Raw genomic sequence first — 19,325 nt, forward strand, 5'->3', positions numbered from 1 at the left:
GGACGGCCCTTCCTCTGCCGTCAGACGAGCTCGGCGTCGTGCACCAGCAGCGCGACCTGCACCCGGTTGGCCACGTCCAGCTTCACCAGCAGCCGGGACACGTGCGCCTTGACGGTGGGCACGCTGAGGAACAGCTCGCTGCCGATCTGCGCGTTGGACAGCCCGCGGCCCACCGCCAGCGCCACCTCCTGCTCGCGGTCGCTGAGCTGGGCGAGCCGGGCCCGGGCGCGGTCGGCGCGGCCGTCGCCCGACCCGGCCGGTGCCGCGGCGGCCACGTGCGCGATCAGCTGCCGGGTGACGGTGGGGGAGAGCATCGGCTCACCGGCCGCGACCCGGCGCACCGCCTCGACGATCGCCGCCGGCGGGGTGTCCTTGACCAGGAAACCGCTCGCGCCCGCCCGCAGCGCCCGCAGCACCTGGTCGTCGGCGTCGAAGGTGGTCAGCACGATCACCTCGGGGGCGTCCCGGCGGGCCAGCAGCTGCTCGGTGGCGGTCAGGCCGTCGGTGCGCGGCATCCGGATGTCCATCAGCACGACGTCGGGCGCGCACCGCTCGACCGCGCCGGCCACCTCGTCGCCGTCGGTCGCCTCCCCGGCGAGCTCGAGCCCCTCGGCGCCGCCGAGCACCATCGCCAGCGCCGCGCGGACCAGCGGGTCGTCGTCGACGACGAGCACCCGCACCGGCTCCCTCACGGCCGGTCCGGCGCGGCGGGTCCGGCCGGCCAGGGCAGCGTGGCCAGCAGCCGGAACTCGCCGTCCGGCGTCCAGCCGTGCTCCAGGTGCCCGGCGGCCAGGCTGATCCGCTCGAGCAGACCGACCAGGCCCGTGCCGGCACTGGGCAGCGGCGCCTGCAGCTCCGTGCCGGCCGGGGAGGGGTTGCGGACCTCGACGGCCAGCCCGGTGCCCGGGCCGCCCTCCACCCGCACCGAGGCCACGGTGCCCGGGGCGTGCTTGCGCACGTTGGTCAGCGCCTCCTGGACGACGCGGTAGGCGGCGCGGCCGGTGGCCGGGGGAGCGGAACCGAGGTCGGGCACCCGGTACTCGGCGCGCACCCGCACGCCGGCCCGCCGGCACTCCTCGACCAGCGCGGGGAGGTCGGCGAGGGTGGGCTGGGGCCGGGTGGCCGAGCCGCCGTCCGGGCCCTCGCGGAGCACGCCGATCACCTCGCGGAGGTCCTCCAGCGCCTGCCGGGCGCTGGCCCGCACGACACCGGCGGCCTGCGCGACCTCGGCGGGGGAGGCGTCCGGGCGGAACTCCAGGGCCCCGGCGTGCATGCTCAGCAGCGAGAGCCGGTGGGCCAGCACGTCGTGCATCTCCCGGGCGATCCGGGTCCGCTCGAGGTGCCGGGCCTGCTCGACCCGCAGCAGCTGCTCGCTCTCCGCGCGCACCGCCCGGTCGCGCAGCGACAGCACCAGCTGCCGGCGGGCGCGCACGAACATGCCCCAGGCGGCGACCCCCGAGACCAGCACCACGCCGAAGCCCAGCACGACCGAGTACGGCACGTCGTGCGTCGGCCGCACGACCGTGTAGACGGCGTAGCCGGCCAGGTTGAGCGCGGACAGCACCAGCAGCGTGGGCAGCCGGCGGTGCACCGCGACGGTGAACAGCGCGATCATGGCCGCCACGCCGACCATGTCGGAGAAGGCGCCGATGGGGAGCATCAGCACGGCGACGGCGACCGGCCAGCGGCGTCGGCCCCACAGCAGCAGGCAGCCGGCCAGGCCGGCGACGACGTCGGCGAGCACCAGCCAGTCGGGCGCCGGCTCGCTCCCGCTCGCTGCGGAGTAGACGAGCACCGCGCCGCCCAGGACGGCCACCACGAAGCAGAGGACGTCGACGGCCCAGTCGCGGACCGAACGGTGCACCCGGCGCCGTCCGCCCGTGCTGCCCGCGCCGTCCGGGCCGCGCTCCGGGGGCGCCCCCGGGTCGGCGAGCAGCTGGGCCGGGACCAGGGAGGGGTGGTCGACGACGGGGTCCGGGGCGGACGCCGCTCCGGCGGTCACGGTCACCCCCCGGAGGCTACGGACGGCGGCGGTCCACCGGAACCGACCGAGGTAGGTACCTGCCCGACCGGGGTGCGTCTTCCGGCCCGGTCGCCGTCCCGATGTACTACTCCCGGCCGATGCGCGTGACCGGCCGGGTGGGCCAGGCTCACCCCATGATCACGATCGATCACCTCACCAAACGGTACGGCGCGCAGGTCGCCGTCTCCGACGTCTCCTTCAGCTGCCAGCCGGGCACGGTCACCGGCTTCCTGGGCCCCAACGGTGCCGGCAAGTCCACGACGCTGCGGTCCCTCGTCGGGCTGGCCACCCCGACCAGCGGCACGGCCACCATCGCCGGCCGGCGGTACACCGACCTGCCCAACGCCGGCCGTCAGGTCGGCGTGCTGCTCGACGCCGGCGCCCAGCACGCCGGCCGCACCGGCCGGGAGGTGCTCAGCCTGTCCGCCATGGTGCTCGGGGTCGGCCCGCAGCGCGTGGACGACGTGCTGACCCTGGTCGGCCTGGCCGGCCGCCCCGCGGCCAAGCGGCTGGGCAACTACTCCCTGGGCATGCGGCAACGGCTGGGCCTGGCCACCGCGCTGCTCGGCGACCCGCAGGTGCTGGTGCTCGACGAGCCGGCCAACGGGCTGGACCCGGAGGGCATCTTCTGGATGCGCGGGCTGCTGCGCGGCTTCGCCGACCGGGGCGGCACGGTGCTGCTCTCCTCGCACCTGCTGCACGAGATCGAGGCGGTGGCCGACCAGCTGGTCGTCATCGCCGGTGGCCGGATCGTGGCGCAGGGCAGCAAGCAGGAGCTGCTCGCCGGACGGGGCACGCTCGTCCGCGGCCCGGACCGCGCCCTCCTGCACCGGGCCCTGGACGCTGCCGGCATCCCGGTCTCGCCGGGCCCGGAGGACGCGCTCCTCGCCGACGCCGAGGCGCTCGCCGTCGGGCAGGCGGTGGCCGCGGCCGGCGTCGTGCTCACCGAACTGCGACCCGCCGGGGGAGAGGGGCTCGAGGAGCTCTTCCGGTCCCTCACCGGCTCCGCCGGCACCGGCCAGCAGGTCCAGGAGGTGCTGGCATGAGCACCTCGACCCTCCCCGTGGACCAGCCGCGCCCCGTCACCGGGGTCACCCCGCCCAGCCTGCTCACGCTGGTCCGGGTGGAGCTGCGGAAGTCCTACGACACCCGGGCCGGGCGGTGGCTGCTGGTCACCATCGGGCTCGCCGCGCTGGCCGTCGTCGCCATCTCGCTGTTCGTCGACGACGCGCCGAAGACCTTCGCCGACTACTTCTCCTTCACCCAGTTGCCGGTGGGCATCCTGCTGCCGGTGCTCGGCATCCTGCTGGTCACCAGCGAGTGGTCCCAGCGCACCGCGATGACGACGTTCACCCTGGTGCCCCGGCGGTCGCGGGTGCTGACCGCCAAGGTGCTGGCCGCCGCGGTGCTGGGCGTGCTGGGCGTGCTGGCGGCCGCGGTCGCCTCCGGCCTGGCCACGGTCCTCACCCCGGTGTTCACCGACCAGCCGATGGACTGGTCGCTGTCGGCCGCCCAGGCCGGGCAGGTGCTCCTCGTGCAGGTGGTGTACGTGCTGTCCGGCGTCGCCTTCGGCATGCTGCTGCTCAGCTCGCCGCTGGCGATCGTCACCTACTTCGTGCTGCCGACGGTGTTCACCATCGTGGTCAACCTGGTCAGCGCGCTGGACTGGGTGCGGGACTGGCTGGACCTGGGCACCGTGACGCAGCCGATGTTCGAGGGCGAGCTCGACGGGCAGGGCTGGGCGCAGCTGGCCACCTCGGCGGCGCTGTGGATCGTGCTGCCGATGGTGATCGGGTGGCTGCGGATCGAGCGGTCCGAGATCGCCTGACCGGTCCCTGCCGGGGCTGACCTCCCGTCGGGAGGTCAGCCCCGGTGGCCGTCCGTGGCGCCCGCCAGCCGGACGGTCCGGTCGGCCCACACCGCGAGCAGGTCCTCGTCGTGGCTGACCGCCAGCACCCCGAGCTCGCCGGCGGTGACGGCCTCGGCGACGGTGGCGACCAGGGCCGCCGCGGTGGAGGCGTCCAGCATCGCGGTCATCTCGTCGCAGAGCAGGTAGCGCGGCCGCTGCGCCAGCGCCCGGGCGAGGCAGGCCCGCTGCAGCTGGCCGTCGCTCACCTCGTGCGGACGGCGGGCGAGCAGGTCACCGGTCAGCCCGACCCGCTCGGCCAACTCCCGCACCCGGTGCTCCCGCGCAGGTGCACCGGCCCGGCCGGCGGTCGGCGTGCCCCGCACCCGCAGCGGCTCGGCGACCACCGCCGCCAGCGTCAGCCGCGGGTCGGCCGACAGCCGGGGCGACTGGAACACCATGCCGACCCTCGTGCGCAGCGGCGCCGGCACCCGGTGGCGCACCCCCGGGGCTGCGGCCCCGTCGACGGTGACGGTGCCCTCCCACGGGGCCGTCAGCAGGGCGAGCACCCGGGCCAGCGTCGACTTGCCGCTGCCGCTCGGACCGGCCAGCCCCACCACCTCGCCGGGCGCGACGTCCAGGTCCACCCCGTGCAGCACCGGCTCGCCCGGCCGGTGCCCGACGACGACACCGCGCGCGGTCAGCACCGGCCGCCCCCGTCCCCGGTGGGCAGCGGGCGGCAGCGGGTGGCGCGGCCGCCGCCGGCGTGCCACCGCCCGCCGTCGCACGGGCCGGCGGCCGGTCGGCGCCGGTGGTAGGCGCAGCCCGGGGGCAGGTCGGTCAGCTCCGGCGGGCTGCCCGGGATCGGCACCAGGCCGCCCGCGGGCAGCGCGCCGAGCAGGTCCCGGGTGTAGTCGTGCGCCGGGTCGGCGAGCACCGCACCGGCGGGGCCGGTCTCCAGCAGCCGGCTGGCGTACATGACGGCGAGGTCGTCGGCGACCCCTGGCGTCCGGAGCAGCGCACCGAGGTCGTGGGTGATGAGCAGGACGGCGCAACCGGCGTCGGCGGCGTGGCGCAGCAGCCTCAGCGTCCGGTCGACCAGCGGCCGGTCCAGCCCGGCGGTCGGCTCGTCGGCCAGCACGACCTCCGGGTCGCCAGCCAGCGCGAGGGCCGTCACCACCCGCTGGGCCATCCCGCCGGACAGCTCGTGGGGGTGGCGGTCCAGGTCGCGGGCGGCCAGCCCGACCCGCTCTGCCAGGCCGTCGGCCCGGGCCCGCGGGTCGGCGCCGGGCACCAGCTCCCGCACCGTCTCCTCCAGCTGGCTGCGGGCGGTGCGCACCGGGGTGAGCGAGGTCGCCGCCGACTGCGGCACCAGCGCGACCCGTCGTCCGCGCACCTGCCGGGCGAGCACCCGCTCGTCGGCACCGAGCAGGTCGGTGCCGTCGGCCAGCACGGCCGAGCCGCGGACGGCCGCCGTGCCGGGCAGCAGCCGCACCAGCGCCGAGGCGAGCACCGACTTGCCGCAGCCGCTCTCGCCGACCAGCGCCAGCACCCGGCCCGCGTGCAGGTCGAAGGAGACGTCGGTGGCAGCGTGCACCACGGGGGTCGGGCCGCGCCTGCGCCGGGGAGCCAGCGGGAACCGGACACTCAGGTCGCGCACCGACAGGGCCGGGGTCACCGGCGCACCTCCGTGCGGCGCGGCAGCGCGACCCGGTCGCGGAGCGCGGCGCCCACCGCGGCCGCCGCCAGGGTGGCCAGCACCAGGCCCAGCGCCGGGAACACCAGGGTCCACCAGCCGCCCAGCAGCAGCGAGCTGCGCGCCTCCTCCAGCAGCGTGCCCAGGCTGGCGCGGTGCGGCGGCAGGCCGAGACCGAGGAAGCTCAGCGTCGACTCGTGCCAGACCGCGTGCGGCAGCAGCAGCACCGCCGCCACCAGCGCCTGGGGCAGGGCGGCGGGGAGCAGGTGCCGGTGCACGACCCGCCAGCGGGCGGCCCCGCCGAGCACCGCGGCGTCGACGAGCGGCCGGTCGCGCAGCGAGAGCACCTCCGACCGGACGATCCTGGCCACCTGGGTCCAGTGGGTGAGTGCGATGGAGGCGATGATCGCGACCAGGCTGCCCCGGAACAGCGCCACCAGCACGATGCCCAGCAGCAGGTGCGGCACCGCGTTGACCCCGTCGACCACCCGCATCACCAGCCGGTCGACGCGGCCGCCGGCGACGGCCGACAGTGCGCCGACCACCGCGCCGATGACGGTGGACAGCAGGGCGCAGACGGTCGCGACGAGCAGCGAGACGCGCAGCCCGGCGGCGGTGCGCACGAACAGGTCCCGGCCGGCGGAGTCGGTGCCGAACAGGTGGGTGGCCGACGGTGCCTGCCGGGCCGCGGCGAAGTCGGCCACCCGGTCGTCCACGCCGGCCACCCAGGGCACCAGCAGCGCGTAGGCGGTCAGCCCGGCGAGCACGGCCAGGCCGACCCCGAGCCGGCGGTCAGCCATCCGCGGCCACCCGGGGGTCCAGCAGCACGGTGGCCACGTCGGCCAGCAGCGAGCCGAGCAGGACCGCGACCGTGCTGAGCAGGGTGAGGAAGGCCAGCAGCGCGAAGTCCAGCTCGGTGGCCGAGGTGACCACCGCCTGGGCCAGGCCGGGCCAGCTGAACACCTCCTCGACCAGCACCGCACCGACGACCAGCTCGGGCAGCCGGGCGCCCAGGAGCGTGACGAACGGCAGCAGCGCGGTGGGCAGCGCGTGCCGCAGCACGACCGTCCGCTCGGCCAGCCCGCGGGCGCGGGCGCCGGCCACGTGGTCCTCGGCCAGCGACCGCAGCATCGACTGCCGCACGGTGAGCAGCAGCCACGGCAGCTGGGACAGCGCGAGCACCAGCGCCGGGAGCACCAGGTGGCGGGCGACCTGACCGGCCGAGAGCGCGGCGCCGGCGTCGGTCAGGCCGGCCACCGGCAGCCACGCGAGCCCGACACCGAAGACGGCGACCGCGCCCAGCGCGACCACGAACGGCGGGAGGCCCTGCAGCAGCAGGCAGCCCGGGGTCACCAGCCGGTCGACCCACCCGCCGCGCCGGGTCGCCGTCCAGGTGCCCAGCACCAGGGCGAGGACGACGGCCACCGCCAGCGATACCGCGACCAGCAGCAGCGTCCAGGGCAGCCGTTCGGCGAGCACGTCGGCCACCGGCTGCCCGAACGCGCGCGAGGTGCCGAGGTCGCCGGTGGCCAGGTCGCCCAGCCAGCCGAGGTACTGCACCGGCCAGGGGCGGTCGGTGCCCAGCTGCGCGGCGATCTCGTCCTGCGTCGTCTGGCTGGCGGTGAGGTAGCGGTCGCCCAGGTAGCCGGCCAGCGGGTCGAACGGCGACGCCGCGGCGGCGGCGAAGACCCCCAGGGACACGGCCAGCACCACCGGCACCGCGGCCAGCAGCCGCCGGCCGACCATCCGCGCGGCGGCGACCCGGCGTGGGCGCCCGGCCGGCGCCGCGGCGGGCCGGGGGCCCGCCGGGGGCCGCAGCAGCGGGGGAGCGGTGGTCACCCGGGCAGCCGCCACTCGCGCAGGTTCCACCACGGGCCCCAGCTGACGCCGTGGGAGTGCGGCTCGAGCACCGGCTCGGTGCCGGTCCAGTCGCCGTCCCGCATCACGTAGACGTGCTCGAGGAAGACCAGCACCACCGCCGGCGGTGCGGCGACGAACGCGCGCTGCACGGTGCGGTAGGCCGCCGTCCGGACCGCCGGGTCGTCGCTGCGCCGGCCCTCGTCCAGGGCGGCGTCGACGGCCGGGTCGACGTGGTCGCTGGGGTTGTCGAACGGACCGCCCACGCCGTCCTGCGTGTAGACCGAGTGCAGGCCGGCGTAGAGCAGGGTGTCCGGGTCGTAGGGCACGTCGCCACCACCGAGCAGGCCGGCGTCGACCGGGATGCGCGGGCGGAACTGCGGCCGGTCGACCGCCTCCAGGTCGACCTCCACCCCGACCTGCAGGGCGTCGGAGGCGAAGGCCTGCGCCAGGTCGCGGCGCAGCGTCTCCTCCGGGAAGTACATCAGCGTGAACTCCGCCCGGACGCCGTCCCGCACCCGGACGCCGTCGTCCCCGGGCACCCAGCCGGCGTCGTCGAGCAGCTGCCGGGCGCGGTCGGGGTCGTGGTCGAAGGTGGCCGTGGGCTCGAACGCGTCGCCGAGCACCTCCGGGACCGGGGTGTACGCGGGCACGCCGTGGCCGCCGAGGATCGACTCGACCATCGCCGCCCGGTCGACGGCGTGGTTGAGCGCCAGCCGGACGGCGGGGTCGGCGGTCACCGGGTCGCCGGCGGGCAGCGACACCGACCGCGTGTCGGCGCTGGGGTGGCCGACCACCGTCAGCCCCTCGGCGTCGGCGAGCGTGTCGGCCAGCAGCGGGGGCAGCGTCGTCCCGTCGAACTCGCCGGCGGCCATCCGCTGCGCGCGGGTGTTGTCGTCGGGCACGTGCTCGACGACCAGCTCCTCGACCTGCGGGGCGCCGTCCCAGTAGTCGGGGTTGGCGGTGAAGACCGTCCGGTCGCCGCGCCGCTCGGTGAGCAGGTAGGGGCCGGTGCCGACGGGCTCGGTGTTGAGCGGGCTCTCCTCCGCCGGGCCGGGGGTCGTGAGCGCCTCGGCCGGCGCGATCCCCAGCAGCAGCTTGGTGGCGAACGGCGCGTAGGGGTACGCCAGCCGGAACCGGACGGTGTGCTCGTCGGGGGCGCTGACCTCGCTGACCATCGCGTAGCTGGTGGCGATGGGGGAGGCCGAGACCGGGTCGAGCACGGCCCGGTAGGTGGCCACGACGTCCTCGGCGCCGAACGCGGTGCCGTCGGTGAAGCGGACGTCGTCGCGCAGCCGGACCGTCCAGGTGGTGCCGTCGGCGTCGGGCGTGGGCAGCTCGGCCGCCAGGGCCGGCTCCAGCTCGGGCAGGCCGTCGCCGCCGGCCAGCCGGACCAGGCCGTCGTAGACCCGCGAGGCGCCGGTCTCGCCGTGCCCGCCGACCGGGTTGAGCGGCTCGGGCTCGTAGGCGTCGGCGAGCACCAGCCGGCGCGACGGGTCAGCCGACCCCGCCGGGCCGGCGCCGGGTGCGGAGCAGGCGGTCAGGGCGACCAGCGCGGCCAGGGCGAGCCCCGGGACGACGGGGCGGGCACACGGCGAGGGCAACGGCGCTCCGATCAGCGGACGGCGGTGGGCTTGTTGCCAGCACTTCGCAACAACCTAGTTGTTGCACCGAAGTCGCAACAAGCTGCCCGTCGACCCCCTGGGCTCAGAGGCCGAACCCGCCGGACGCCGTGACGTCCTCGCCGGTGATCCAGCTCCCGCCCTCGGACAGCAGGAAGGCGATGACCCGGCCGACGTCGGCGCCCTCGCCGATCCGGCCGAGCGCGGTGCTGGCCGCCAGCGGTGCGACCAGCTCCGGGTACCGGTCGAACCCGTCGTCCCCGAGGCGGGTGCGGGTCGGGCCCGGCGCCACGGAGTTCACCCGGATCCCGCGCGGGCCGAGCTCCTTGGCGAGGTAGCGGGTCCACACCTCGACCGCACCCTTGGCCGCCCCGTAGACCGAGTAGCCGCTGGAGATGCCGCCGGGGTGGGCGGACGTGCTGCCGACGTTGACGATCGCCCCGCCGTCCGCGAGCCGGGGGAGCAGCGCCTGGGTGAGGAAGTACGGGCCCTTGAACAACGCGTCGAGCAGCTCGTCGAACACCGCCTCGGTGGTCTCGGTGACCGGCGCGCTGCGGGAGAGGCCGGCGTTGTTGACCAGCCCGGTCAGCGTCCCGGTCCGCCAGGTGTCGGACAGCGCCCGGTCCACCTGCGCGACGAAGTCCGGGAAGGTCTCCAGGCGGCCGGTGTCGAGGGGGAGGGCGACCGCCGTGCCACCGAGCGCCTCGACCGCGGCGACGGTCGTCCTCCGCACCCTGGGGGTTGCCGCGGTAGGTCAGCAGCACCCCGGCGCCCTGCCGGGCCACCTCGACGGCGGTGCTGCGGCCGATGCCGGAACTCGCACCGGTGATCAGGACGACGGACATGGGGCTCCTCGGTCAGGTGGTGGGGGGGGGGCGCTGCCCGTACCGGGCGCCGCAGGAGCCAGTCCACCCGGTGACCGCCGGGTCTCCTAGGCGAGACCTGCCCGGTGGGTGCACGATCCTGCCCGGGGAGGGGTGCCGGACCGCCGTGAGCTGGTTGACTCCCTGCCATGACGCTCGGCGAGCTGGCCCGGCTGGTGACCCGGCACGCCGACCGGGGCACCACCGACCTGTTCGACGGCGCGCAGGTGGCCCGGGTGGCGTCGCCGGGAGCCCCGGAGTCGGCCATGACCGGGGTGGTGTTCGCGCTCATCGCCGCGGGGGAGAAGACGCTGGTGCTCGGCGACCGGGAGCTGCGCTACGGCCCCGGCCAGTACCTGGTGGCCTCGCTGGACCTGCCGGTCACCGGTCAGTTCACCCGGGCCAGCCGGGCCGAGCCCGCGCTCGGCTTCGGGCTCCGGCTGCGGCCGTCGGTGGTGGCCGAGCTCCTGCTGCACCCCTCGGCCCGGGACTTCGCCCGGCACGGCCGCGGTGCGTCGGCGCCCCCCGCGCTGGCGGTCAGCACGGCGCCGGCCGAGCTCGTCGACGCCGTCGTCCGGATGGTGCGGCTGGCCGACCGGCCCCGCGACCGGGCGGTGCTCCAGCCGATGCTCGAGCGGGAGGTGCTGTGGCTGCTGATGACCGGGCCGCAGGGCGAGACGGTCCGCCAGCTCGGCCTCTCCGACAGCAGCCTGTCCAGCGTCGGGCGGGCGGTCCGCTGGCTGCGCGAGCACTACGCGCAGCCGGTGCGGGTCGACGACCTCGCCGCGATCGCGGCGATGAGCCCGTCGGCGTTCCACCGCAGCTTCGCCGCGGTCACCGCCATGAGCCCCATCCAGTTCCAGAAGCGGATCCGGCTGCAGGAGGCGCGGCTGCGGCTGCTCGCCGACCCTGCCGACGTCGCCGGCATCGGGCACAGCGTCGGGTACGAGAGCGCCTCCCAGTTCAGCCGCGAGTACCGCCGGCTCTTCGGCCTCCCGCCCGGCCGCGACGCCCTGCGGATGCGCGCCGAGGCCCGGGCGGCCGGCTGAGGCCTGGACGCGCACGCCCGGGCCGGGCCAGGGTGGGCGGATGCGATCCCGGCGGGCCGGCATGTGGTGGGGCGTGGCGGTCGAGGCGCCGGACCCGGCGGCGCTCGCCCGGTTCTACGCCGCGCTGCTGGAGTGGCCGGTCGGCCACGAGGAGACCGGCACCACGGTGCTGGCCGCCCCCGGCGGCTCGTCGTTCGTGGTGTTCCAGCAGGCGGACGGCCACCAGCCGCCGGTCTGGCCGCCGGTCGCGGGGGAGCAGCGGCCGATGATGCACCTCGACGTCCAGGTGGGCGACCTCGACGACGCGGTGGCCGAGGCGGTCGCGCTGGGCGCCACGCTCGCCGACCACCAGCCGCAGGAGCACGTCCGGGTGCTGCTCGACCCGGCCGGCCACCCGTTCTGCCTCGTCCGCGACGACGGCTGACGCAACCAGGGGTTGCGTCAGGCGTCCGCGTCCGGCTACCTTCACGTGCAACAACCAGTTGCAGGAGGTCGGCATGGAGTTCGGCACCATCGAGCGCGAGATCCACATCGACGCGTCACCCGAGGTCGTGTTCGAGGTGGTCAGCAGCCCCGAGCACCTCCGGGGGTGGTGGCCCGACGAGGCGCGGTACGAGGCCGTCCCGGGGTCCGCGGGGGAGGTCGTCTTCGGCGACCCCGCCGACGGGGGCCACGTCGCGTCGTTCACCGTCGTCGACGTGCGGCCGCCGCGGTCGTTCTCCTTCCGCTGGACCCACCCGGCGGGCGAGGCCGCCGACGAGCACAACTCCCTGCTGGTCACCTTCGAGCTGACCCCGTCCGGCAGCGGGACCCGGCTGACGATGACCGAGACCGGGTTCCGCGAGCGCGGGTGGGAGGTCGCCGTCCTCGAGGAGCAGTACCGTGACCACGTCGCCGGCTGGGACCACTTCCTGCCCCGCCTGGCGCCCTACGTCGCGACGCTGGCCGGCCAGCCGGCGCTGCCGTGAGCAGCGCCGGGGCCGACGTCGACGACGCCCTCTGGTCCGCGATCGGCGACCCGACCCGGCGGCGGATGCTCGACCTGCTGCTCGTGGCCGGTGACGGCACCGCGACCACCCTCGGCCAGCAGCTGCCGGTCAGCCGCCAGGCCGTCGCCAAGCACCTGACCGTGCTGGACCGGGTCGGTCTGGTCCGGTCGACGCCCGCGGGCCGGGAGCGGCGCTACCGGGTGGACGACGAGCAACTGGCCCGCGCGGTGGCCCAGCTCTCGACGGTCGGGTCGGCGTGGGACGCCCGGCTCCGGCGGATCAAGCGGATCGCCGAGGCGGTCCAGCGCACCCAGCAGGACTGACGAGACGGAGGAGAGCGAGATGGTGGACATCCTGCACCGGGTCGGGGTCCAGACCCCGACGCCGGAGCGTGTGTACGAGGCGCTGACGACGGTCGACGGCCTCGCCGGCTGGTGGACCGGCGACGCCCGGGGGAGCGGCGAGCCGGGTGGCGTCCTGGAGTTCCGCTTCCCGCCGGTCGGCGGCTTCGACATGGAGGTGCTCGAGACCGTCCCGGGGGAGCGGGTGACCTGGCGGGTCGTCGAGGGTCCGGCGGAGTGGGTCGGGACGACGGTGGAGTGGCGGCTCCGCCAGGACGGCGACTGGACGATCGTGCTGTTCACCCACGCGGGCTGGCGGGAGCCGGTGGAGTTCATGCACCACTGCAGCACCAAGTGGGCGTCGTTCCTGCTGAGCCTGAAGTCGCTGCTGGAGACCGGCTCCGGGGCTCCGGCACCCCGGGACGTGCCGATCAGCGACTGGCACTGAGCCGGCGGCTGGGAGCTCCGTCGGCCGCGCGGCCGGCGGGGCTCCCGGACTGTCGGTGGTCGGGCCTAGCGTGACTCCGAGCCGACCAGCCGAGGAGACCGCGATGACCACGCTGCCCGACCGCCCGCACACCGCCCTCGTCGTCATCGACGTCCAGCAGGTGGTGGTCGACGAGGCACCCCGCCGGGACGACGTGGTGGCCAACATCGGCAGCCTGGTCGACCGGGCGCGGGAGCAGCAGGTGCCCGTGGTCTGGGTGCAGCACTCCGACGACGAGATGCAGCAGGGGAGCGACGCCTGGCAGTACGTGCCGGAGCTGGTGCGCGCGGACTCCGAGCCGCTGGTGCACAAGTCGCACGGCGACTCGTTCGAGGGCACCGACCTGGAGCAGGTGCTCGCCGGAGCGGGCGTCGGCCACCTGGTGGTCGCCGGCGCCGAGTCCGACGCCTGCATCCGGTCGACCATCCACGGCGCCTTCACCCGCGGCTACGACGTCACGCTCGTCGGCGACGCGCACACCGCCGGGGACAAGAGCGCCTGGGGTGCGCCGCCGGTGGAGCAGGTCATCGCGCACACCAACCTGTACTGGCGCTTCCAGACCGCGCCCGGCCGCACCGCCGGCGTGGTCGACACCGAGGACGTCGCGTTCCCCGGATGACGACGCTCCTCGGCACGGCACCGTCGTGTCTCACCGGCGATACGCTCGTCGCCGTGGAGACGGTGTCGGTGCGCGAGTTGCGCAACCGCGGGGGAGAGGTCCTCGACCGCGTCGCTCGGGGCGCCTCGCTGGTCGTCACCCGGGACGGGGCCGAGGTGGCCGAGCTGCGGCCCCGCGGACGTCGCAGCCCGTCGTCCGCCGACCTCGTCGCCCGTCGGCGGCACCTGCCGAGGCTGGACCCGGACGCGCTGCGACGCGACGTCGACGCGGTGCTGGACCCGGGCCTGTGACCGCACCGGCCGGCCGGGGGATGCTCGACACCTCGACGGTCATCCCGCTGGGGCAGCTGCCGGACGCAGCGGACCTGCCGGACGCGATGGTGGTCAGCGCCGTCACCCTCGCGGAGCTGTCGGTCGGCCCGCTGGTCGCCCGCACGGCGAAGGAGCGGGGCGCCCGCCAAGCGCACCTGCAGCAGGCGGAGTCCGACTTCGGGTCGATCACCTTCGACGCCCAGGCGGCGCGGGCCTTCGGCCGGGTGGCGGCGTCGCTGCGGTCGGCAGGTCGGAAGCCGGCCGCCCGCGCCTACGACGCCCTGATCGCGGCGGCGGCCATCGCGGCGGGCGTGCCGCTGTACACCTGCGATCCGGAGGACTTCGCCGGCATCGACGACCTCGAGGTGCGCGCCGTCCCGCACCAGGACCGCGGGGAGTGACCGGCCGACCTGCCGGGGCGGTCCTCATCTCCTCTACTTGACATAATGTCGATTATCGGCGGACTTGCCAAGGGCGCCGGAAGCGGCTGACGGCCTGGTCGCCCGCTGCGTTGTCGGCGGTCGCCCGCCGTGGTGTCGAGGACCCAGACCAGCCGTCGGCTCCGTCGACCACCCACCGCCCGTCGACGTCGTCGTCCGCCGGCGTGCGTCGTCGTTGCCGCGGCGTGCGACCTCTCCAGCTCCGGGCGACCACGTGGGCTCGCTGGCCCATGGTCAACTCCCCCGGATGTTGATCTTGGGGGGTGGCTCCGCTGGTCAGGCACCGTGCCCACGATCACCCGCACGGCCCAGGCCCGCTCCTGGGCCGTGCTCCCCCCGTCCCCGTACACCCCGCTGAATACGTCACTCTGACGAAACGACGGGCGATCTGGCGTTCCGACGGGCGGCTGCGGCGAACCCTTCATAAGGTCGAGCCATGAACATCCGACGCCCGGCAGCTGCCGTCTTCATCGCACTGGCTCTGGTCGGCGGACCGGCCACGTTGACTGCCTGCAGTCCGGCCGGCGGCGGCCAGGAGCGCAACGACGGGACCACCGACGACGACGGGACCAACACCTCCGGTGCGAACCCCGGCGGCACGTCGCAGGGCAACCTGCCGGACAACGACGACACGAACACCACCGGCAACGAGGACCGGGACAACAACCAGGACGGCGACAACAACTGAGTCCAACGGAGGGGCACGGTCGGTGCCCCTCCCCTGCGGACCTGGCTCCCCCGGCCTCGTTGCGTCACAGTGACGGTAAGACTGCCGTCAGCCGGCTGCCTTGCCGTTGAGCCACAACCGGTCCAGCCGGCCGGTCGACCGGACCAGGTCGGCCAGCGACCGCTCGAGCTCGGCCTTGGTGGGCTTCTCGGTCAGCAGGGTCTGCACGTCCTCGATGGCGCAGCGCAGTTGGTACAGCCGGTCCTGCAGGCCGTCGAGCTCGGCGCGGGTCACCAGCACGACGTCGGCGGACAGCCCGGCCTTCGCCGTCGCCGACCGCTGCTCGTAGGCCCGCTGCCGGCAGGCCTGGCCGCAGTACAGCCGCGGGCGGCCCACCGACTCCTGCGCGGGCAGGACGGTGCGGCACCAGCCGCAGCGTCGTTCCTCGCCGTCCGCCCGCCGGTTCCGTGCCGCCGGGCGGGCCCGCAGCCCGTGCTCGGCCGGATGTTCGGCCCTGCGTTCGGCCCTGCGTTCGGCCTGCTCGGCCCGGTCCACCGCCACGCCAGCGACGGTAGACGCAGGTACCGACAGGACCGGGTGGACACGCCAGTGACCCGACGGCCCCGGCACGGCACCGCTCGACACGCGGTCTGACCTCCGCACTAGCGTGGGGGCGTGCCGGGCTCGCGCTACGCCTTCCTCGACGGGCCGACCCCCGTCGCGATGGCCCACCGTGGCGGCGCCATCGAGCACCTGGAGAACACCATGCCGGCGTTCGAGGCGTGCGTGGCGTTGGGCTACGGCTATCTGGAGACCGACGTGCGGGTCACCGTCGACGGCCAGCTGGTGGTCTTCCACGACCCGACGCTGGACCGGGTCACCGACCGCAGCGGCCGGGTGGAGTCCCTGCCGTGGCGGGAGGTGCAGGGGGCGCTGATCGGCGGTCGCGAGCCCGTGCTGCGGCTGGAGGACCTGCTCGGCGCCTGGCCCGACGTCCGGTTCAACCTCGACATCAAGGCCGCCGGCGTGCTGGCGCCGCTGGTGCGGCTGGTCCGCCGGCTGGGGGTCGAGCACCGGATCTGCCTGGGGTCGTTCTCCGACGCCCGGGTCGCCGCGGCCCGCCGGCTGTTCGGCCCCGACGTCTGCACCTCGCTGGGCCCCCGCGGGGTGGCGGCGCTGCGGCTGTCCTCCTACTCACCGCGGGCGGCCGGCCTGGTGCGGATCCAGGCCGGGTGCGCCCAGGTGCCGCTGCACCTCGGTGGCCGGCCGCTGGTCGACGAGCGGTTCATCGAGGCCGCGCACGCCCGCAGCCTCCAGGTGCACGTCTGGACCGTCGACACCGAGGTCGCGGCCGCGGAGATGCTCGACCTGGGCGTCGACGGGGTGATGACCGACCGGCCGGCGATGCTGCGTGACCTGCTGGTGTCCCGCGGCCAGTGGACCGGCCGGTGAGGCTGCGCGACTGGCGCCCACCCGCTCCCCCGCTGCCGCCGCACCTCGCCGACGAGGTGCGGCCCGACGACCCCGACTGGTTCGCCCGCGAGCTGGCCATCGCCGTGGCGCCGCAGTGGTGGGTGTGGGGCGCGGTGCTCCGCCGGCTCGGCTGGGTGCCGGGGCTCTTCGGTCGCATCGAGGTCACCGGGGGCATCGACCCGGCGCTGCGGGAGGGCCCGCTGCTGCTGGCGGTCAACCACATCGGCGACTTCGACGTCTTCGTCATCGGCGTCGCGCTGCACCGCGCCGGGCTGCGGCCCCGGTTCCTGGTGAAGAGCGGCGTCCTCGACGTCCCCGTCGTCGGCCCGCTGCTGGAGCGCTGCGGCGGCATCCGGGTGGAGCGGGGCACCGACCTGGCCGCGCACGCGGTGCGGGTCACCCGGGCCGCGCTGGCCGCGGGCGGTCACGTCGTCGCCTACCCCGAGGGCCGGGTCGGGCTGACCCCGGACGGCTGGCCCGAGCGTGGCCGCACCGGGCTGGCCCGGACGGCGCTGGCCGCCGGGGTGCCGGTGGTCCCGGTGAGCCAGTGGGGTGCCCACGAGGTGCTGCAGTACCGCACCGACCTCGGGAAGCTGCGCACGCTGGTCAGCGCGCTGTGGCGGCGCCCGACGCTGCAGGTGCACCTCGGCCCGCCGGTGGCCCTCGCGGACCTGGTGCCCGGCCGGGTCGGTGACGCCCACCGGGCCCGCACCCGGATCGCCGCCGCGCTCACCCGCGGGCTGGCGCCGCTGCGCGCCGGGGAACCGGCCGACCGGATCGCCTTCCCCGACCCCACCCGGCCGACCACCGCGGTCGCCGCCTTCCCCGGCGGCGTCGTGCCGGACGACGTGCCGTGACGGCCCGTCGCTGGACCCGGCCGCCGACGGCTGACACCCTCCGCCCGTGACCGAGCACGCTGTCCCCGCCGGGACGACGTCCCCGCCGGCCGTCCCCGACCCCGCGCTCCGCCGGGAACGGTTCGGCTGGTACTCCTACGACTGGGCGATGTCGGCGTTCAACACGACGGTCGTCAGCGTCTTCCTGGCGCCCTACCTGACCTCGGTGGCCGAGGCCGCGGCCGACGCCGACGGCCGGATCCACCCGCTGGGCATCAGCATCCCGCCGGGCAGCCTGTTCGGGTACGTCGTCTCGCTGTCGGTGGTGCTGCAGGTGCTGGTGCTCCCGCTGGCCGGGGCCGTCGCCGACAGCTCCGGCCGCAAGCGGGAGCTGCTGGCGGCCTTCACGCTGGTCGGGTCGCTGTGCACCATGGCGCTGTTCTTCCTCGCCGGCGACGGCTACCTGCTGGGCTCCGGGCTGTTCATCGCGGCCAACATCGCCTTCGGCGCGGCCACCGTCGTCTACTACTCCTGGCTGCCCGACCTGGCCGGCCCCGACGAGCGGGACGCCGTCTCCAGCCGCGGGTGGGCGCTGGGCTACCTGGGCGGCGCCCTGCTGCTGGCGGCGAACCTGGTGCTGTACACCCAGTACGAGTCGCTCGGGGTGACCGAGTCGCAGGCGGTGCGGATCTGCCTGTCGTCGGCCGGGGTGTGGTGGGCGGCGTTCGCGGTGGTCAGCATCGCGCTGCTGCGCAACCGCCGGCCCGGCGGCGGGGGCCGGCCGCCGACCACCCGGCAGGCGCTGCGCACGTCGGTCCGCCAGCTGCGGGCCACCCTGCGCGACATGCGGCAGTACCGGCTCACGCTGTGGTTCCTCGGCGCCTACCTGCTGTTCAACGACGGCGTCCAGACGGTCATCACCGTGTCGGCGCAGTTCGGCTCCGAGGAGCTCGACCTGTCCCAGACCACCCTGGTGTCGGCGATCCTGCTGGTGCAGGTGGTGGCCTTCGTCGGCGCCCGGGCCATGGGCGCGATCGCGGAGCGCATCGGCGCCCGGCGCACCGTGCTCGGCTCGCTGGTGGTCTGGGTCGGTGTGCTGGTGGCCGCCTGCTTCCTCACCGCCGGCGCGGCCGTGCAGTTCTACCTGCTCGCCGTGGTCATCGGCTTCGTCCTCGGCGGCACCCAGGCGCTGTCCCGCTCGCTGTTCAGCCAGCTCATCCCGGCCGGCAAGGAGGCCGAGTACTTCGGCTTCTACACGATCTCCGACCGCGGGACGAGCTGGCTGGGCACCTTCCTGTTCGCGCTGACCTTCCAGCTGACCGACTCCTACCGCTACGCCATCGTCAGCCTGGTGGTCTTCTTCGTCGTGGGTGGTGTCCTGCTGGCGAAGCTGGACCTCCGGCAGGCGATCGTCGAGGCCGGCAACACCCCTCCGGAGCGACTGTGAGCCCCTCCCCCCTGTCCGCCCCCGACTCGGTGCCCGCCTCCGGCGACCGCCGGCGGCACCCGGCCCCGGCGCACCTGGTGTTCTTCCACGGTCCGATGGACTGCGGGAAGTCCACCCTGGCGCTGCAGGTCGACCACAACCACCGCCGGCAGGGCCGGCACGGCATGCTGCTGACCCAGGGCGACCGCTCCGGGGCCCCGCAGATCAGCTCCCGGGTGGGGCTCAGCCGCGAAGCCGTCGAGTTCGCGCCGGACACCGACGTGCGGCTGCTCGTCCGGGACCGCTGGGCCACCGGGCACCGGGTCGACTACCTGATCGTCGACGAGGCGCAGTTCCTCACCGGCGAGCAGGTCGAGCAGCTGGCCGAGCTGGTCGACACCTCCCACGTCGACGTCTACGCCTTCGGCCTCACCACCGACTTCCGCACCCGCCTGTTCACCGGCACCCAGCGGCTGTTCGAGCTCGCCGACGACGTCCAGCGGGTGCAGGTCGAGGTGCTGTGCTGGTGCGGGCTGCCGGGGGTGCTCAACGCCCGCGTCGTCGGCGGGGTGATGGTGCGCGAGGGCGAGACCGTGGTGGTGGCCGACACCGTGCCGCAGGACCCGGTGGGGGCCGACGGCGGGCCGGAGGCCGGTGACGTCGTCCGGTACCAGGTGTTGTGCCGGCGGCACCACACCCGTGGCCAGCTGGGTCCGCAGCCGACCGGACCGGGCCAGCTCGCGCTGCGCTGAGGTCCGCCGGGCTCACCCGCTGGGGGTG

At 75.6% G+C, this 19,325-nt stretch carries 24 protein-coding genes; 15 read left to right on the plus strand and 9 right to left on the minus strand.

The window, feature by feature from the left end; genetic code table 11:
- Nucleotides 1-20: 20 nt before the first annotated feature.
- Both HL054_RS07145 and HL054_RS07150 read right to left on the minus strand, forming a co-directional pair.
- Complete coding sequence (locus tag HL054_RS07145) at nt 21-692, minus strand: response regulator transcription factor (RefSeq protein WP_369138179.1); 672 nt, start codon at nt 690-692, stop codon at nt 21-23.
- Nucleotides 689-2,008 carry a sensor histidine kinase gene (locus HL054_RS07150; protein WP_369138181.1) on the minus strand — a complete coding sequence of 440 codons (1,320 nt, stop codon included), beginning with the start codon at nt 2,006-2,008 and terminating at the stop codon, nt 689-691. Before HL054_RS07150 ends, HL054_RS07145 begins: the two co-directional genes overlap by 4 nt.
- A gap of 149 nt (nt 2,009-2,157) precedes the next feature.
- Here HL054_RS07150 and HL054_RS07155 point away from each other — a divergent pair, with 149 nt between their 5' ends.
- Nucleotides 2,158-3,069: an ABC transporter ATP-binding protein gene (locus HL054_RS07155; RefSeq protein ID WP_369138182.1), complete on the plus strand. Its 912-nt coding sequence runs from the start codon at nt 2,158-2,160 to the stop codon at nt 3,067-3,069.
- Nucleotides 3,066-3,851, plus strand: coding sequence for a hypothetical protein (locus tag HL054_RS07160; protein WP_369138183.1), 786 nt, complete (start codon nt 3,066-3,068; stop codon nt 3,849-3,851). The genes HL054_RS07155 and HL054_RS07160 overlap by 4 nt, the downstream gene beginning before the upstream one ends.
- A gap of 35 nt (nt 3,852-3,886) precedes the next feature.
- Here HL054_RS07160 and HL054_RS07165 read toward each other — a convergent pair whose 3' ends face one another.
- From HL054_RS07165 to HL054_RS07190, 6 genes are all read right to left on the minus strand, one after another.
- Complete coding sequence (locus tag HL054_RS07165) at nt 3,887-4,576, minus strand: ABC transporter ATP-binding protein (protein ID WP_369138184.1); 690 nt, start codon at nt 4,574-4,576, stop codon at nt 3,887-3,889.
- Nucleotides 4,570-5,547, minus strand: a complete 978-nt coding sequence (locus HL054_RS07170) for an ABC transporter ATP-binding protein (protein ID WP_369138185.1) — start codon at nt 5,545-5,547, stop codon at nt 4,570-4,572. Before HL054_RS07170 ends, HL054_RS07165 begins: the two co-directional genes overlap by 7 nt.
- Nucleotides 5,544-6,365, minus strand: coding sequence for an ABC transporter permease (locus HL054_RS07175; protein ID WP_369138187.1), 822 nt, complete (start codon nt 6,363-6,365; stop codon nt 5,544-5,546). The genes HL054_RS07170 and HL054_RS07175 overlap by 4 nt, the downstream gene beginning before the upstream one ends.
- A complete protein-coding gene (locus HL054_RS07180) occupies nt 6,358-7,404 on the minus strand; it encodes an ABC transporter permease (protein ID WP_369138188.1) in 1,047 nt (348 codons plus the stop codon). Before HL054_RS07180 ends, HL054_RS07175 begins: the two co-directional genes overlap by 8 nt.
- Complete coding sequence (locus HL054_RS07185) at nt 7,401-9,026, minus strand: ABC transporter substrate-binding protein (protein WP_369138189.1); 1,626 nt, start codon at nt 9,024-9,026, stop codon at nt 7,401-7,403. Before HL054_RS07185 ends, HL054_RS07180 begins: the two co-directional genes overlap by 4 nt.
- Before the next feature lie 103 nt (nt 9,027-9,129).
- The gene (locus HL054_RS07190; protein ID WP_369138190.1) at nt 9,130-9,777 is read right to left on the minus strand and encodes an SDR family NAD(P)-dependent oxidoreductase; all 648 of its coding nucleotides are present in this window, start codon (nt 9,775-9,777) and stop codon (nt 9,130-9,132) included.
- A gap of 279 nt (nt 9,778-10,056) precedes the next feature.
- On the opposite strand from HL054_RS07190, the gene HL054_RS07195 reads away from it, so the two are divergent.
- From HL054_RS07195 to HL054_RS07235, 9 genes are all read left to right on the plus strand, one after another.
- Nucleotides 10,057-10,956 (plus strand): AraC family transcriptional regulator, encoded by a 900-nt coding sequence (locus HL054_RS07195; protein ID WP_369138191.1) that lies wholly within the window; start codon nt 10,057-10,059, stop codon nt 10,954-10,956.
- Between the two features lie 40 nt (nt 10,957-10,996).
- Complete coding sequence (locus HL054_RS07200; RefSeq protein WP_369138192.1) at nt 10,997-11,380, plus strand: VOC family protein; 384 nt, start codon at nt 10,997-10,999, stop codon at nt 11,378-11,380.
- 73 nt (nt 11,381-11,453) lie between these two features.
- Nucleotides 11,454-11,924 (plus strand): SRPBCC family protein, encoded by a 471-nt coding sequence (locus HL054_RS07205; RefSeq protein WP_369138193.1) that lies wholly within the window; start codon nt 11,454-11,456, stop codon nt 11,922-11,924.
- Nucleotides 11,921-12,268 (plus strand): ArsR/SmtB family transcription factor, encoded by a 348-nt coding sequence (locus HL054_RS07210; RefSeq protein WP_369138194.1) that lies wholly within the window; start codon nt 11,921-11,923, stop codon nt 12,266-12,268. Before HL054_RS07205 ends, HL054_RS07210 begins: the two co-directional genes overlap by 4 nt.
- A gap of 19 nt (nt 12,269-12,287) precedes the next feature.
- Nucleotides 12,288-12,734 (plus strand): SRPBCC family protein, encoded by a 447-nt coding sequence (locus HL054_RS07215; RefSeq protein ID WP_369138195.1) that lies wholly within the window; start codon nt 12,288-12,290, stop codon nt 12,732-12,734.
- 103 nt (nt 12,735-12,837) lie between these two features.
- Complete coding sequence (locus HL054_RS07220) at nt 12,838-13,392, plus strand: isochorismatase family protein (protein ID WP_369138196.1); 555 nt, start codon at nt 12,838-12,840, stop codon at nt 13,390-13,392.
- Between the two features lie 53 nt (nt 13,393-13,445).
- Complete coding sequence (locus HL054_RS07225) at nt 13,446-13,682, plus strand: type II toxin-antitoxin system Phd/YefM family antitoxin (protein WP_369138197.1); 237 nt, start codon at nt 13,446-13,448, stop codon at nt 13,680-13,682.
- The gene (locus tag HL054_RS07230) at nt 13,679-14,104 is read left to right on the plus strand and encodes a PIN domain-containing protein (protein ID WP_369138199.1); all 426 of its coding nucleotides are present in this window, start codon (nt 13,679-13,681) and stop codon (nt 14,102-14,104) included. Before HL054_RS07225 ends, HL054_RS07230 begins: the two co-directional genes overlap by 4 nt.
- Before the next feature lie 475 nt (nt 14,105-14,579).
- Nucleotides 14,580-14,831, plus strand: coding sequence for a hypothetical protein (locus tag HL054_RS07235; RefSeq protein WP_369138200.1), 252 nt, complete (start codon nt 14,580-14,582; stop codon nt 14,829-14,831).
- An 87-nt stretch (nt 14,832-14,918) separates the two neighbouring features.
- Here HL054_RS07235 and HL054_RS07240 read toward each other — a convergent pair whose 3' ends face one another.
- A complete protein-coding gene (locus HL054_RS07240; RefSeq protein WP_369138201.1) occupies nt 14,919-15,371 on the minus strand; it encodes a hypothetical protein in 453 nt (150 codons plus the stop codon).
- 114 nt (nt 15,372-15,485) lie between these two features.
- Here HL054_RS07240 and HL054_RS07245 point away from each other — a divergent pair, with 114 nt between their 5' ends.
- Genes HL054_RS07245 through HL054_RS07260 form a run of 4 tightly spaced genes read left to right on the plus strand, consistent with a single transcriptional unit; the run spans nt 15,486 to nt 19,297 of the window.
- Nucleotides 15,486-16,262, plus strand: coding sequence for a glycerophosphodiester phosphodiesterase (locus tag HL054_RS07245; RefSeq protein WP_369138202.1), 777 nt, complete (start codon nt 15,486-15,488; stop codon nt 16,260-16,262).
- Nucleotides 16,259-17,140, plus strand: a complete 882-nt coding sequence (locus tag HL054_RS07250) for a lysophospholipid acyltransferase family protein (RefSeq protein ID WP_369138203.1) — start codon at nt 16,259-16,261, stop codon at nt 17,138-17,140. The genes HL054_RS07245 and HL054_RS07250 overlap by 4 nt, the downstream gene beginning before the upstream one ends.
- 46 nt (nt 17,141-17,186) lie before the next feature.
- The gene (locus tag HL054_RS07255; protein WP_369138204.1) at nt 17,187-18,566 is read left to right on the plus strand and encodes an MFS transporter; all 1,380 of its coding nucleotides are present in this window, start codon (nt 17,187-17,189) and stop codon (nt 18,564-18,566) included.
- Nucleotides 18,563-19,297, plus strand: coding sequence for a thymidine kinase (locus HL054_RS07260; protein WP_369138205.1), 735 nt, complete (start codon nt 18,563-18,565; stop codon nt 19,295-19,297). Before HL054_RS07255 ends, HL054_RS07260 begins: the two co-directional genes overlap by 4 nt.
- The last annotated feature ends 28 nt before the right edge of the window (nt 19,298-19,325 follow it).

Origin of the sequence: Modestobacter versicolor (assembly GCF_041028285.1) — a bacterium.
GTDB classification, from domain to species: domain Bacteria; phylum Actinomycetota; class Actinomycetes; order Mycobacteriales; family Geodermatophilaceae; genus Modestobacter; species Modestobacter versicolor_A.

Bases quoted from the DNA above. Each gene is read 5' to 3' on its own strand.
- HL054_RS07155 (WP_369138182.1), top strand. From the start codon at position 2,158: ATGATCACGATCGATCACCTCACCAAACGGTACGGCGCGCAGGTCGCC.
- HL054_RS07195 (WP_369138191.1), top strand. From the start codon at position 10,057: ATGACGCTCGGCGAGCTGGCCCGGCTGGTGACCCGGCACGCCGACCGG.
- HL054_RS07215 (WP_369138195.1), top strand. From the start codon at position 12,288: ATGGTGGACATCCTGCACCGGGTCGGGGTCCAGACCCCGACGCCGGAG.
- HL054_RS07220 (WP_369138196.1), top strand. From the start codon at position 12,838: ATGACCACGCTGCCCGACCGCCCGCACACCGCCCTCGTCGTCATCGAC.
- HL054_RS07175 (WP_369138187.1), bottom strand. From the start codon at position 6,365: ATGGCTGACCGCCGGCTCGGGGTCGGCCTGGCCGTGCTCGCCGGGCTG.
- HL054_RS07160 (WP_369138183.1), top strand. From the start codon at position 3,066: ATGAGCACCTCGACCCTCCCCGTGGACCAGCCGCGCCCCGTCACCGGG.
- HL054_RS07200 (WP_369138192.1), top strand. From the start codon at position 10,997: ATGCGATCCCGGCGGGCCGGCATGTGGTGGGGCGTGGCGGTCGAGGCG.
- HL054_RS07235 (WP_369138200.1), top strand. From the start codon at position 14,580: ATGAACATCCGACGCCCGGCAGCTGCCGTCTTCATCGCACTGGCTCTG.
- HL054_RS07205 (WP_369138193.1), top strand. From the start codon at position 11,454: ATGGAGTTCGGCACCATCGAGCGCGAGATCCACATCGACGCGTCACCC.